The organism is Taklimakanibacter lacteus (assembly GCA_003576695.1).
GTDB lineage: Bacteria > Pseudomonadota > Alphaproteobacteria > Rhizobiales > Aestuariivirgaceae > Taklimakanibacter > Taklimakanibacter lacteus.
Window position 1 is genome coordinate 20,589 of the sequence record QOZQ01000006.1, and the last position, 14,362, is coordinate 34,950.

A 14,362-nucleotide genomic window follows, 5' to 3' on the forward strand; every position below is an offset into this window, starting at 1 on the left:
CAATCCCGCTTTCTTTTTCAGGCGAACAGAGTGACCCGTCTTACCTATCCGAATTATTCCAACCACTGCGGCTGGAATGCCATGCTGCCGAAACGCAGGCCGCGCCCGGCTCTCAGCCGCGACACCACCGTCGATTTCGCCGTCATCGGAGCCGGATATACCGGCCTCGCCATTGCGCGACGGCTGCACGAACTCAATCCCGACGCCCGCATCGCCATTGTCGAGGCGACCACCATTGGCGAGGGCTCCTCGGCGCGCAATTCCGGTTTCACCAGCGCCCATGTGCTGCCGCGCACCGCTTCCATGGAGATGGCCGAGAAAGCCAGGATCCAATCGGCTTTCTTCAGCGAAGCCTTCGAGCAGCTGAAGCGCATCATCCGCGACAACAATATCGACTGCGACCTCCATCAGGTGGGATCGATCCGCGCCGCCGCCACGGAAGCGGGCGAAGCGTCGTTGCGGCGCGTCGTGGAAGTCGCCGTCGCCAACCAGATCCCGCACACCGTCTTGGGTCGTGAGGATATAAGCCGTCGCATCGGCTCGCCTTACTATCGCTTCGGAATCCACATCCAGGATACCTGGCTTCTCCAGCCGGCCGCGCTCATTCGCGGGCTGGCGGATGCTTTGCCGGCCTCGATCGAGTTCTATGAGGAAACCCCGGTCAAGCGGCTGAGACGGGAAGATGGCTGGCTGCTCGAAACTTCGGGCGGCGTGCTGCGCTGCAAGAGCCTGGCGCTCGCCAATAACGGGTTCATTCCGAAATTCGGCTATCTCAAGTCGCGCATGGCGACGATCTATACCTATGCCGCGGTGACCGAGGCGATCGGCGATGACCGTCTCGGCGAAATCGGCGAGGCGGAATCCTGGGGGCTGCTTCCGCCGCACCGGCTGGGCACCACTTTACGCCGCATCGGGCGCAACCGCGTCATGGTGCGCAGCCTCTATTCGCTCGAGTCCGAGATCGAGGAGAAGCGCGCGACGCGCGAGCTGCGCCGCCGCTTCGAGCGCCGCTGGCCGAAGCTCAGCGACGTTCAGTTCGAATATCTCTGGGGCGGCACCACTGCTTTCACCATGAATGGCTCGCCCTGGTGGGGCAAGCTCGATCAGGGGCTTTATGCGTCGGGCGGCTGCAATGGCAGCGGCATCACCAAGGGCACCATGCTCGGTGGCCATCTTGCCGAGCTGATGCTGGGAAAAGGCGATCACGACCGGATGATGAAAAGCATGGGCGGCGCCAGCTGGATCGCACCCGAACCTTTACGCTCGATCGGCTTCCAGATCGTCTCGGCGCTGGAAAGCCGCAAGGCCGGGCTGGAGATGTAGTCCGACCGGAACCGCTCTTCTCCACTCGATCACGCAGACCTTTGATCCAGCTGGATAATCAAAAATTACGTTACGGAAATATATTGCTTTCTTTCGGCAGCCGGCGCGCGCACAATGGCGCCAAGACGAGGCTTGCCATGAGCAGAACGCGTGTTCGTGTCGCCGTGATTGCCGTCTTGCTGGGGCTGGGACTGCCGGCCGCGGGCGCGGACAGTCTGGACAAACCCGGCATCGCCGTCGCCACCATCAATGCCGACACCGGACCAGGGCAAGCGCAAAACGCCTCGCGCGCCTTTTCCTTGCACACGGCCGCTCTCTACAACCGGCCCAAGGCAGTCAAGCTTCTGGTCGATCGCGGGATGCCGGTCGACCTGCGCAATGCCGATGGCCTGACGCCCCTGATGGTCGCTTCAGCCTTCGGCAATGTCGAGGTGGCGGAGATGCTCCTGGCGCTTGGTGCCGACCAGCGTATCCACAACGCGGCCGATGGCCATGCACCGATCCATATTGCCGCCATGGCGGGCCATGTCGGCATTGTGAAGGTGCTTCTCGACCGGGGCGGCGATATTGCTCTTCGCGCCAACCGCAACGGCGAAACGCCGCTCCATTATGCCGCCCTCTATGGCCGCATGAAGATGATCGATTTCCTGATCGCCAATGGTGCCGGCCTCGATGTCACGGACAAGTCGGGCCTCACCCCCTTGCAATATGCAAGACGGCGCCTGCAATCGAAGGCGGTGGACCGGCTGATCGAACAGGGCGCGCGCATCGATAGCTTGCATGATGCGGTGAAGGCCGGCGACGTCGCCCGCGTTGTCGAATTGCTGGCGAAGGGTGCCGATGTAAATGGCCTCGATCTGTCCGGCACGCCGTTGCATGCGGCGGCGGCGCAAGGCCAAGTCGGCATCGCGGTGATCCTCATCGATCGCGGCGCCGATCTCGAGGCGCCAGGCGAGCCCGTCAATGCCCGCCCCTTGCATACGGCGGTTCTCAACGACCAGCCGGCCATGGCGGCCCTGCTGATTGATCGCGGCGCCAAGGTCGATGCGCGCGATGGCGCCGGCATGACGCCGTTGATGACGGCCGCCAGCTTCGCTCATTCGGGCATGGCAAGATTGCTGCTGGCGCGTGGGGCGGATCCCAGGGCCGAAGACACCACCTGGCGCGACATGCCGATCCACTATGCCGCGTGTTCCGGTGATCTGGAAACGGTGAGACTGCTTCTCCATTATGGTGTCGACGTCAATGCGCAGGGCCGTGGCAACGGCACGACGCCGCTTCACTATGCGGCCGCGAAAGGTGATCCGCGGATGGTCGACCTCCTGATTGCCGCCGGCGCCCGCTTGAACGTTTCCGACAAGAGCGGATGGACTCCCCGCATTCAGGCGAGCAACAATCTCCACCCGGATGTCGCCGACAAGCTGCGTGATCTCGCCAACTTGAAGTGAATCAACAGCCGATGGTTCTCATCAGCCCCCCGGCATTCGAAAGCCCGGGAGTTACGAATGTATCGCCCGTCCGGCAACCGCCAGCGCGGCTTCCTTCACCGCTTCGGCGAGGGTGGGATGGGCGTGGCAGGTGCGCGCCAGGTCTTCCGCCGAGCCGCCGAATTCCATCAGCACCGCGACCTCATGGATGAGCTCGCCCGCCTGGGGTCCGAGAATATGGGCGCCCAGCACCCGGTCGGTCTTGGCATCGGCCAGGATCTTCACAAAGCCGTCGGTCGTCTGGTTGGCCTTGGCGCGGCCATTGGCCAGGAACAGGAATTTGCCGGCCTTGTAGTCGACACCCTGGGCTTTCAGCTCTTCTTCGGTCTTGCCGACCTGCGCCACTTCCGGCGTCGTATAGACGACGCTCGGGATCACATCATAATTCACATGTCCCGCCTGGCCGGCGAGAAGCTCGGCCAGCGCCACACCTTCGTCTTCGCCCTTATGCGCCAGCATGGGCCCCCGAATGACATCGCCGATCGCATAGATGCCGGGCACATTGGTCTCGAAATGCGGACCGACTTCCACGCGGCCCTTCGCATCGCGCTTGACGCCCGCTTCATCGAGGCCGAGACCGTTGGTGTAGGGAATACGCCCGATGGCGAGCAGCACCGCATCGGCATCGATCGTCTCTGATGCGCCGCCTGCCGCCGGCTCGACCGAGAGTTTCACCTTGTCCTTGGTCTTCTGCGCGGCTGTCACCTTGCTCGACAGCTTGAAGGTGAAGCCCTGTTTGGTGAGGAAGCGCTGGAAGGTCTTGGCCACTTCGAGATCCATACCGGGCAGGATGCGGTCGAGATATTCGACCACCGTGACCTTAGCGCCGAGCCTGGCCCAGACCGAGCCAAGCTCGAGCCCGATCACGCCGGCGCCGATCACCACCAGATTCTCCGGTACCTTCTCGAGCATCAGCGCCCCCGTCGAGGAGACGATCCGTTTTTCGTCGACCTCGACGCCCTTGAGGCCCGCCACATCGGACCCGGTGGCGATGACGATATTCTTGGTCTCGATGATGTCCTTGCCGTCAATCTGAACCTTGCCGGCGCTCAAGATCTTGGCGGTACCGCGGAACGGCGTGATCTTGTTCTTCTTGAACAGGAAGTCGATGCCCTTGGTATTGCCGTCGATCGCCTCCTGCTTGAATTTCATCATCTGGACGAGATCGAGCGACGGCGTGACGCCGATGCCCATCCTGGCGAAGGAATGCTTCGCCTCGCCGAAGAGCTCGGAGGCATGCAGCAATGCCTTGGAGGGAATGCAGCCGACATTGAGGCAGGTGCCGCCATGGGTGGCGCGCTTCTCGATCACCGCCACTTTCATGCCGAGCTGGGCGGCCCGGATGGCGCAGACATAGCCGGCAGGGCCGGTGCCGATGATGGTGACGTCGTAGGTGTCGGCCATTTTCAAAATGCCTTTCTGCGAACGTCCCTCGCCCTGAGGCGCGAACCCCTCATTTCCCCTTCTCCCGTCCGGAGGATGGGAGAAGGTGCCCAAAGGGCGGATGAGGGCTCTTTCTCGAAGTGAGCGACGCTTTCAAATGTATTTCGGGTTGCAGGCAAAGAGCCCTCACCCGGCCTTCGGCCACCCTCTCCCATTGCTGCGCAACGGGCGAGGGGGAAAACTTGGAGATGCTGAACGACGTTTCCCGATGTCATTACAGATCGAGCAGCGCGCGCTGCGGGTCTTCGAGGCCTTCCTTGACGCGCACCAGGAAGGTCACGGCTTCCTTGCCGTCGACGATGCGGTGGTCATAGGAAAGCGCCAGATACATCATCGGGCGGATCACCACCTGGCCGCCCAACGCCATCGGCCGTTCCTGGATCTTGTGCATGCCGAGAATGCCGGATTGCGGCGCATTGAGGATCGGCGTCGACATCAATGAGCCATAGACGCCGCCATTGGAGATGGTGAAGGTGCCGCCCTGCATCTCGGCGATCTGCAACTGCCCGTCGCGGGCGCGCTTGCCGAAATCATTGATCGTCTTCTCGATCGTGGCGAAGGACATCCGGTCGGCATCGCGCACCACCGGCACCACGAGGCCCTTCTCGGTGCCGACCGCGACACCGATATGGTAGTAGTTCTTGTAGACGAGGTCATCGCCGTCGATCTCGGCATTGACCGCCGGGATCTCCTTCAACGCATGGATGACCGCCTTCACGAAGAAGCTCATGAAGCCGAGCTTCACGCCATGCTTCTTCTCGAACACTTCCTTGTATTGATTGCGCAGCGCCATGACATGCGTCATGTCCACCTCGTTGAAGGTGGTGAGCATCGCCGCGGTGTTCTGTGCATCCTTGAGGCGGCGCGCGATGGTGAGGCGGAGCCTCGACATGCGCACCCGCTCCTCACGCTCGGCATCGGCCTGAGGCGAGGGCGCGCGGGGCACTGATGGAACCGGTGCGGCAGGTGGCGCTATCACCGGCGGCAACGCTGCCGGCTTGGCCGCCTGCTCCAGCACGTCGCCCTTGGTGAGCCGCCCGTCCTTGCCGGTGCCGGCAATCGCTGCCGGATCGAGCTTGTTCTCCTCGACGATCTTGCGCACGGCTGGCGACAGCGGCTTCGCTTCCACGGCAACAGCGGCTGGAGCTGCCGGTGCGGGCTCAGCCGGCTTGGCGGCCGGCTTCGCTTCCGCTTTCGGCGCTGCGGCGCCGGCCGCGCCTTCCTCGATGGCGCCGAGGAGCGCGCCGACATTCACGGTCTGGCCGGGCTGTGCCGCGATCGACGACAGCACGCCGCCTGCGGGCGCCGGCACTTCCACCGTCACCTTGTCGGTTTCGAGCTCGACCAGCGGCTCGTCCACCTTCACCGCATCGCCTTGCGCCTTGAACCATTTTCCGATCGTCGCTTCGGTGACCGATTCACCGAGCTGCGGCACGCGGATTTCCTTAGCCATGATCTATTTTTCCCCAAGCGCGTCTTCGAGAAACGCCTTCAATTGCTTCTGGTGCTTGCTCATCAGGCCGGTCGCGGTGGCGGCCGATGCCGCCCGTCCGGTGTAGCGCAGCCGCTTGTGCTGGCCGCCGATGAAGTCGATGGCGCGCTCGATGCCGGGCTGCACGAAGGTCCAGGCGCCCATATTCTGCGGCTCTTCCTGGCACCACACCATCTCGGCCTGCTTGAAGCGCCCGAGCTCCTGGATCAGCGCCTTGTGCGGCCACGGATAGAGCTGCTCCATGCGCAGCAGATAGACGTCCTTGAGCCCGCGCTTCTCGCGCTCCTCATAGAGATCGTAATAGACCTTGCCCGAGCAGATGACCACGCGGCGGATCTGATCGTCGGCAACGAGCGCACCCGTATATTGCGCATCGTCCCACAGGAGACGATGGAAATAGGTGTCGGTGCCCATCTCGGCGAGCGTCGAGACCACCCGCTTGTGGCGCAGCAGCGATTTCGGCGTCATCAGGATCAAGGGCTTGCGGATGTCGCGCTTGAGCTGGCGCCGCAATATGTGGAAGTAGTTGGCGGGCGTGGTGCAGTTCGCCACCTGCATATTGTCCTCGGCGCACATCTGCAGATAGCGCTCGAGCCGGGCCGAGGAATGTTCCGGCCCCTGCCCTTCATAGCCATGCGGCAGCAGGCAGACGAGGCCAGACATGCGCAGCCATTTGCGCTCGCCCGAGGAGAGGAACTGGTCGAACACCACTTGCGCGCCATTGGCGAAGTCGCCGAACTGCGCTTCCCACAGAACCAGCGTGTTGGGCTCGGCCAGCGAGTAGCCATATTCGAAGCCGAGCACCGCCTCTTCCGACAGCATCGAATTGATGACGTTGATCCTCACCGTCTGCTGCTTGACGAGATGGTTGAGCGGCGTGAAGCGCTTCTCGGTATCCTGGTCGACCAGCACCGCATGGCGCTGCGAGAAGGTGCCGCGCTGCACATCCTGGCCCGACAGCCGGACCGGGAAGCCTTCCTGCAGCAGCGTGCCGAAAGCCAGTTGCTCGGCCGTCGCCCAGTCGATGCCCTGGCCTTCCTCGATCGTCTTGCGCCGGGCCTCCAGCACGCGCTGCAAGGTGCGGTGCGGCTTGAAGCTCTTCGGCACCTTGGTGAGCTTGAGGCCGATCTCCTTGAGCTTGGTGAGATCATAGCCGGTCTGGCCGCGGCGCGGATCATCCGCATCCTTGGCATAGCTCAAATGTGCCCAGCGTCCGTCGAGCCAGTCGGCCTTGTTGGCCTTGTAGGATTCGGACGCCGAGAAATCATCGTCGAGCCGCCGGCGGTAGTCGGCCTTCATCGCCTCGAACTGGTCCGGCGTCAGCACGCCGGTATCGACGAGGCGCTTGCCATACAGCGACACCACCGTCTGATGCGCCGCGATCTTCTTGTACATCAGGGGCTGGGTGAAGGACGGCTCGTCCGATTCATTGTGCCCGAATCGGCGGTAGCAGAACATGTCGATGACCACCGGCTTCTTGAATTTCTGCCGGAACTCGGTGGCGATCTTGGCCGCGAACACCACCGCTTCCGGGTCATCGCCATTCACATGGAAGATCGGCGCCTCGATCATCTTGGCGACGTCGGAAGGATAGGGCGAGGAGCGCGCCCAGAGCGGGCTGGTGGTGAAGCCGATCTGGTTGTTGACGATGAAATGGATCGAGCCGCCGGAGCGGTGGCCCCTGAGCCCCGAGAGCCCGAAGCATTCCGCCACCACGCCCTGGCCGGCAAAGGCCGCATCGCCATGGATGAGGAGCGGCAGCACCGTGATGCGCTCCTTGTCGCCGCGCTGGTCCTGCTTGGCGCGCGCCTTGCCGAGCACCACCGGATCGACGATCTCGAGATGCGACGGATTGGCGGTGAGCGAGAGATGGACCGTATTGCCGTCGAAGGCGCGGTCGGACGAGGAGCCCAGGTGATATTTGACATCGCCCGAGCCTTCCACTTCATCGGGCGTCGATGAGCCGCCCTTGAACTCATGGAAGATCGCCGAGAACGGCTTCTTCATCAGATTGGCGAGCACATTGAGGCGGCCTCTATGCGCCATGCCGAGCACGATTTCCTGCATGCCGAGCTGGCCGCCGCGCTTCACGATCTGCTCGAGTGCCGGAATCATGGCTTCGCCGCCATCGAGGCCGAAGCGCTTGGTGCCGGTATATTTCACATTGAGGAAATGCTCGAAGCCTTCCGCCGCGATGAGCCGGTTGAGGATGGCGACCTTGCCTTCCGGCGTGAAGGTGATCTCCTTGTCCGGTCCCTCGATGCGCTCCTGGATCCAGGCCTTCTGCTCAGGGTCCGAGATATGCATGAACTCGACGCCAAGCGTGTTGCAATAAGTGCGCTGCAGGATGTCGACCATCTGCCGGATGGTCGCCTGCTCCAGGCCCAGCACCCTGTCGATGAAGATCGGCCGGTCGAGATCGGCCTCGGTGAAGCCGTAGGATTTAGGATCGAGCTCGGGCTGCGGCACCGGCTCGCGCAGGTGCAGCGGATCGAGATCGGCGGCGAGATGGCCGCGCATGCGATAGGCGCGGATCATCATCAGCGCGCGCACCGAATCCATCGTCGCCTTGCGCACTTCCTCGATGGAAAGCGCCTGGCCCTTGTCCTTGGCTTTCGCCGCGATCTTGGCGCCGACCTGGGCTTCCGCCGCGGGCCAGTTACCGTCGAAGGCGGAGATCAGCTCGCCATTCGGCGCCTGCGGCCAGTCGGCCCTTGCCCATGACGGGCCCTTGAGCTGCTTCTTCGCCGCATCCTTGTCGTCGGCCAGCGTGGCGAAGAACTGCCGCCAGGCCGGATCGACGGAGGCCGGATTGTCGAGATATCTGGTGTAGAGCTGCTCGATGAAATGGGCGTTGCCGCCATAGAGGAAGGAAGTCTGCTCGAAAGCCGTCGTCAGGTCAGTCTTGTTCATTTCGTTGGGAAACCGGGAACTCTGTCCGGCCCTCCTTATTTCAAGATAGAACTCATCACTTGCCTTTCAAGACACGCTTTAATGTCTTTCCAAGGGCGGCGGGTGAATCCGATATCGCGATGCCCGCGCGCTTCATCGCTTCAATCTTGGTTTCGGCCTTGCCCTTGCCGCCCGAAATGATGGCGCCGGCATGGCCCATGCGCCGTCCGGGCGGCGCGGTACGGCCGGCAATGAAGCCGGCCATGGGTTTCTTGATCTTCGATTTGCGGATGAATTCGGCGGCGTCTTCTTCGGCCGAGCCGCCGATCTCGCCGATCATGATGATCGATTCGGTCTTGGGATCGGCGAGGAACATCTCCAGCACATCGATGAACTCGGTGCCCTTCACCGGATCGCCGCCGATGCCGACGGCGGTCGTCTGGCCGAGGCCTTCCTGCGTCGTCTGGAACACCGCTTCATAAGTGAGGGTGCCGGAGCGCGACACGATGCCGACCGAGCCCTTCTTGAAGATATTGCCCGGCATGATGCCGATCTTGCATTCGCCGGGGGTCAGCACGCCCGGGCAATTGGGCCCGATGAGGCGCGATTTCGAGCCGGTGAGCGCCCGCTTGACCTTGACCATGTCCATCACCGGAATGCCTTCGGTGATGCAGATGATGAGCGGGATCTCCGCCTCGATCGCTTCCGAGATGGCATCAGCCGCGAAAGCGGGCGGCACATAGACGACGGTCGCATCCGCTCCCGTCGCATCGCGCGCTTCCGCCACCGTGTCGAAGACGGGAAGCCCGATATGAGTAGTGCCGCCTTTGCCCGGCGTCACGCCGCCCACCATCCTGGTGCCATAGGCGATGGCCTGCTCCGTATGGAAGGTGCCGTTATTGCCGGTGATGCCCTGGCAGATGACCTTGGTGTTCTTGCCGATCAGGATGGACATGTCAGGGAGCAACCTTTCGGGATTCGGGTTTCCGGCTGATCAGCCAGCCGACGAGAAGAATGATCGAAGAGATGAGCGAAGCGCCGATTATGGTGATGTCAAGCATAGCTCGGGCGATGATTCTCTCTCGGCACATGAACATTTCCAATTCTGGAAGGGTTTCGCAGTCAGGCTGAAATGACCGATAGACCATTTGACCGCAATAGAGCGCGATCATTGTAACCGCAACGCTCGACGCCACAATCCATCGAGATCGAGCATTCCAAGCGCCAATACCCACAGCCAGCGGAGCCCAGATGATGCTGGTCCAACTGGCTAGGAACATTGCGCCTGTGAGATGCTCCAACACGCTTATGCAATCTCCCTCATTTTCCCCTTCAACGCATAAGCGAGATAGGTCGACGCACCGATGACTGCGAAGAGGAAGAGGACGAACAACACACCCACCCTGTCGGACCAACCGATCATCTCGCTGATGCACAGATCGTCGCCACCGCAGGACGCAATATCCACCGTTCTGATCGACCCGGCGAGCCAACCGACCGCTATTGCCTCGAGCAGCGCAATTGCCGCGATCACTGGCCGGCCTCCCATCTTCATGCCGAGCCATGGCAGAGCCGCAAGACCCGAGATGAAAATAAGAAGATAGAGCGCCTGCATCAGATCATCCCTTCCCCACGGCTTTGACGATCTTCTGCGCCGCGTCGTCGAGATCATCGGCGGGGATCACATTGAGCTTGGAGTCGCGCAGGATCTGCTTGCCGAGCTCGACATTGGTGCCTTCGAGGCGCACGACCAGCGGCACTTTGAGGCCGACTTCCTTCACCGCCGCGACCACGCCCTCGGCAATGATGTCGCATTTCATGATGCCGCCGAAGATATTGACCAGGATGCCCTTCACCTTGGGATCGGCGGTGATGATCTTGAAGGCGGCCGCGACTTTTTCTTTCGACGCGCCGCCGCCGACATCGAGGAAGTTCGCCGGCTCGGCGCCATAGAGCTTGATGATGTCCATCGTCGCCATGGCGAGGCCGGCGCCGTTCACCATGCAGCCGATGGCACCATCGAGCGCCACATAGGACAGATCGAATTTCGACGCCTCGATCTCCTTGGGATCCTCTTCCGTGACATCGCGCAGTTCCTTGATATCGGGATGGCGGTCGAGCGCGTTGCTGTCGAAATTGATCTTGGCATCGAGGCAGAGAATGTCGCCCGCCTTGGTGACGATCAGCGGGTTGATCTCGAGCAGGCTCATATCCTTCTCGACGAAGGCGCGGTGCAGTTCGGTGACGAGCTTGGCGAGCTGCTTCTGCTGCGGCCCGCCGAGCGGCAGCTTCAGCGCCTTGGCGATGGCGCGCACGTGATGCGGGCAGATATTGGTGGCGGGATCGACCGAGACGGTGACGATCTTGTCAGGCGTGTCATGCGCCACCTTCTCGATATCCATGCCGCCTTCGGTCGAGACGATGAAAGCGAGCCTGGATGTCTCGCGGTCGACGAGAAGTGCCAGATAGAACTCCTTCTCGATGGCCGAGCCCTCTTCGATATAGAGGCGCTGCACCAGCTTGCCCGAAGGGCCGGTCTGATGGGTGACGAGCGTCGAGCCGAGGATGCGCCTGGCTTCATTGCGAACGTCATCGATGGATTTCACCACCTTGACGCCGCCTGCCTTGCCGCGCCCGCCAGCATGAATCTGCGCCTTCACCACCCAGACCGGTCCGCCCAAGGTCTCGGCGGCCTTCACGGCTTCATCCACCGTGAAGGCGGGGATGCCCTTGGCCACCGGCACGCCATAGGCCTTCAGAACCTGCTTGGCCTGGTATTCGTGAATGTTCATGCGGCCTCTCCCAACGTGTCGTGCCGGTATAACAGCGTCATCCCGGCGAAAGCCGGGACCCATTGAATGGAAGCAAGCGGGCGGTGATTGCCAGGCTTCACCGGTTCAGTGGATACCGGCTTTCGCCGGGATGACGGAATGTGGCTCCGATGACGATCCCGCATGTCGTTCACATCACGCCAAATCCGGCGCGATCTTCTTCGCCGCATCCATCAGCGCCTTCACCGAATCGACCGACTTGCGGAAGGCCGTCTTCTCTTCCGGATCGAGCTTGATCTCGACGATACGCTCGACGCCGCCCGAACCGATCACCACCGGCACGCCGACATAGAGATTGTCGACGCCATACTGGCCGGTGAGCTGCGCGGCGCAGGGCAGCACGCGCTTCTTGTCTTTCAGATAGGATTCCGCCATCGCGATCGCCGAGGTCGCCGGCGCGTAATAGGCCGAGCCGGTCTTGAGCAGGCCGACGATCTCGGCGCCGCCGTCACGGGTGCGTTGCACGATCTGATCGATGCGCTGCTGCGTCGTCCATTTCATCTGCACGAGATCGGGCACCGGAATGCCGGCCACCGTCGAATAGCGCGTCAGCGGCACCATCGTGTCGCCATGGCCGCCGAGCACGAAGGCGGTGACGTCCTCGACCGACACATTGAATTCCTCGGCAAGGAAATGACGGAAGCGCGATGAATCGAGCACGCCCGCCATGCCGATCACCTTGTTGGCCGGCAGGTTCGAATATTTCTGCAGCGCCCACACCATGACATCGAGCGGGTTGGTGATGCAGATGACGAAGGCCTTGGGCGCGTATTTGGCGATGCCGGCGCCGACCTGCGCCATCACCTTGAGATTGATCTCGAGCAGGTCGTCGCGGCTCATGCCGGGCTTGCGCGGCACGCCGGCCGTGACGATCACGACATCGGCGCCCTCGATGGCTTCATATTTATTGGTGCCGGACAGCTTGGCGTCGAAACCCTCGACCGGACCCGATTGCGCGATATCGAGCGATTTGCCCTGCGGCAGGCCCTCCGCGATGTCGAAGACCGTGATGTCGCCGAGTTCCTTCAAGGATGCGAGATGCGCGAGAGTCCCGCCGATCATGCCACCGCCGATCAGCGCAATTTTGTTTCGAGCCATTTGATTTTCCCTGTGACGTGCAGGTCAACGCGTATGGACGCGCGCCAATGCAGAAAGCGAGGGAAGCTGTACCTCGCAACACTGACACCTTCAAGCTTCATATGGGTTAAATCCTGACCAAAACGTCAAGTTTCGGCGATTTTTGCACCCCACCAGGAGGCAGACTGCATTTCCTGCAGCCGCGAGACCGTTCGCGCGAACTCCTTGACGTGATGGCCCCTGGGGTGGAGCTCCTCCGGCGGCCCGGCGGCGGAGGCGACGAGCCGCACATGCGCGTCATAGAGCGTGTCGATGAGGAGGATGAAGCGTTTGGACGGGTTGCGATAGGGGGGGGTCAGAATGGGGATGCGCTCGATGAACACCGTGCCGAAATTCCGGGCGATGGCGAGATAGTCCGGGGGGCCGAGCGGCGCCTCGCAGAGATCGGCGAAGCTGAAGCGCGCCGCGCCATGCGCCGCCTGCGGCACCGGGAGCGTGCGGCCGAGCACGTCGAGATTGCGCGTCTCGCCCTGCTCCGTGTCGGTGAGCTTCTGCCACAGATCCTGGAGCTTGCGGTCGGCGTCGCATCCCAGGGGATGGATGAAGGTTTCGTGTCCTTTTACCCGGCCGAGGCGATAGTCCATCGGGCTGTCGAGCGTCACCACATCGAGCTTCTCTTCGATGAGTTGGACGAAGGGCAAAAAGAGCTGGCGGTTGAGGCCGTCGGGATAGAGATCGGCGGGCTTCTGGTTGGAGGTCGTCACCACCACGCTACCCTCTGCGAGCAGGATCTCGAACAGGCGCCCGACGATCATCGCATCCGCAATGTCGGCGATCTGCATCTCATCGAGGCAGAGAAGGCGCGCTTCGCCGGCCACCGCCCTGGCCACGTCTTTCAAGGGATCCCTGGCATGGCGGCGCGCCGCATGCAGGCGCCGATGGATGTCCTGCATGAAGCCGTGGAAATGCACCCGCCGCTTCGGCGCGATGTCGGCCACCGCATGGAAGAGGTCCATCAGCATCGTCTTGCCGCGCCCGACCTCTCCCTGGATATAGACGCCCTTTGGCGCGCGCCCGTTTTTCGCGCCGATCAGGCGCCCGAAAAATCCGCCGGGCTGCGGGTCATAGTCGGCAAGCACCGAGGCCAGCGCATCGAGTCGGCGCGCCACTTGCGCCTGCGCTTCATCGGTGCGCAATTCGCCGGTCTCGACCTTGTTCTGGTAATCCGCCCACAACCCCATGCCGCCTTATGGCGTGCGGCGTCCTGAGGCGCAACAGGGACCTAGCTGCCGAGCCCGGCCACCGGCACCGGCACGGTCTCGTCCCAGGCTTCACCGGCCGCCATGATGCATGTCAGCCCTGCTTCATTGGTGACGACCATCGTCCAGGTGCCGTTGGTGGAAATATAGACTTCCATCATCGCCTTCTCATTGATGAGTCCGACGGCGCGCTGACGCTCCTGATATTTGGCGTTCAGCACCTTGATGACTTCATCATGTGGCGCGCAGTTCTGAGTCTGGGCTTCGACCGCCGTCACTGACAGCGTGCCGAACAGAAGGGCGCATGCAAGCCCGATGATCCTAGGCATTTTGTTCTCCAAACCTGCTCACCGGAGCAGGACAGGCTTCTGACCTGACTGCTAATGCGGAAGCGCAGGCGAAGGTTCCTCTTTGATCGCAAAGTCGATAATCCTGAAGGGAATCGCAAGCTTAGCCTTTGATGGGCATATCATTCATCGGCGATGCCTGAAGCGTGATCATAATTCATTAGACCTCGGGAGCGGCAGTCTCTAACGTCTCTATTCCCAGGCGAATCCG

At 62.2% G+C, this 14,362-nt stretch carries 12 protein-coding genes; 2 read left to right on the forward strand and 10 right to left on the reverse strand.

Features of this window, described 5'->3' with window-relative positions:
• Positions 1–30 precede the first annotated feature (30 nt).
• Complete coding sequence (locus tag DT068_RS13015; RefSeq protein WP_119390286.1) at positions 31–1,323, forward strand: NAD(P)/FAD-dependent oxidoreductase; 1,293 nt, start codon at positions 31–33, stop codon at positions 1,321–1,323.
• A 137-nt stretch (positions 1,324–1,460) separates the two neighbouring features.
• Positions 1,461–2,771, forward strand: coding sequence for an ankyrin repeat domain-containing protein (locus DT068_RS13020; protein WP_162914173.1), 1,311 nt, complete (start codon positions 1,461–1,463; stop codon positions 2,769–2,771).
• 51 nt (positions 2,772–2,822) lie between these two features.
• On the opposite strand, the gene lpdA is transcribed toward DT068_RS13020, so the two are convergent.
• From lpdA to DT068_RS13070, 10 genes are all read right to left on the reverse strand, one after another.
• Positions 2,823–4,214 (reverse strand): dihydrolipoyl dehydrogenase, encoded by a 1,392-nt coding sequence (lpdA, locus tag DT068_RS13025; RefSeq protein ID WP_119390288.1) that lies wholly within the window; start codon positions 4,212–4,214, stop codon positions 2,823–2,825.
• A gap of 253 nt (positions 4,215–4,467) precedes the next feature.
• Positions 4,468–5,706: a 2-oxoglutarate dehydrogenase complex dihydrolipoyllysine-residue succinyltransferase gene (gene odhB, locus DT068_RS13030; RefSeq protein ID WP_119390289.1), complete on the reverse strand. Its 1,239-nt coding sequence runs from the start codon at positions 5,704–5,706 to the stop codon at positions 4,468–4,470.
• A gap of 3 nt (positions 5,707–5,709) precedes the next feature.
• Positions 5,710–8,658 (reverse strand): 2-oxoglutarate dehydrogenase E1 component, encoded by a 2,949-nt coding sequence (locus tag DT068_RS13035; RefSeq protein WP_119390290.1) that lies wholly within the window; start codon positions 8,656–8,658, stop codon positions 5,710–5,712.
• Positions 8,659–8,713: 55 nt separating this feature from the next.
• Positions 8,714–9,592: a succinate--CoA ligase subunit alpha gene (sucD, locus tag DT068_RS13040; protein ID WP_119390291.1), complete on the reverse strand. Its 879-nt coding sequence runs from the start codon at positions 9,590–9,592 to the stop codon at positions 8,714–8,716.
• 1 nt (position 9,593) lies between these two features.
• Positions 9,594–9,809: a hypothetical protein gene (locus DT068_RS28005; RefSeq protein WP_162914174.1), complete on the reverse strand. Its 216-nt coding sequence runs from the start codon at positions 9,807–9,809 to the stop codon at positions 9,594–9,596.
• Between the two features lie 134 nt (positions 9,810–9,943).
• Positions 9,944–10,252 (reverse strand): hypothetical protein, encoded by a 309-nt coding sequence (locus DT068_RS13050; protein ID WP_119390293.1) that lies wholly within the window; start codon positions 10,250–10,252, stop codon positions 9,944–9,946.
• Between the two features lie 4 nt (positions 10,253–10,256).
• Positions 10,257–11,429 carry an ADP-forming succinate--CoA ligase subunit beta gene (gene sucC, locus DT068_RS13055; RefSeq protein WP_119390294.1) on the reverse strand — a complete coding sequence of 391 codons (1,173 nt, stop codon included), beginning with the start codon at positions 11,427–11,429 and terminating at the stop codon, positions 10,257–10,259.
• A gap of 174 nt (positions 11,430–11,603) precedes the next feature.
• Positions 11,604–12,566 (reverse strand): malate dehydrogenase, encoded by a 963-nt coding sequence (gene mdh / locus DT068_RS13060; RefSeq protein WP_119390295.1) that lies wholly within the window; start codon positions 12,564–12,566, stop codon positions 11,604–11,606.
• A 125-nt stretch (positions 12,567–12,691) separates the two neighbouring features.
• Positions 12,692–13,786: a cell division protein ZapE gene (zapE, locus tag DT068_RS13065; protein ID WP_119390296.1), complete on the reverse strand. Its 1,095-nt coding sequence runs from the start codon at positions 13,784–13,786 to the stop codon at positions 12,692–12,694.
• 41 nt (positions 13,787–13,827) lie between these two features.
• A complete protein-coding gene (locus tag DT068_RS13070; RefSeq protein ID WP_119390297.1) occupies positions 13,828–14,133 on the reverse strand; it encodes a hypothetical protein in 306 nt (101 codons plus the stop codon).
• Positions 14,134–14,362: the final 229 nt, after the last annotated feature.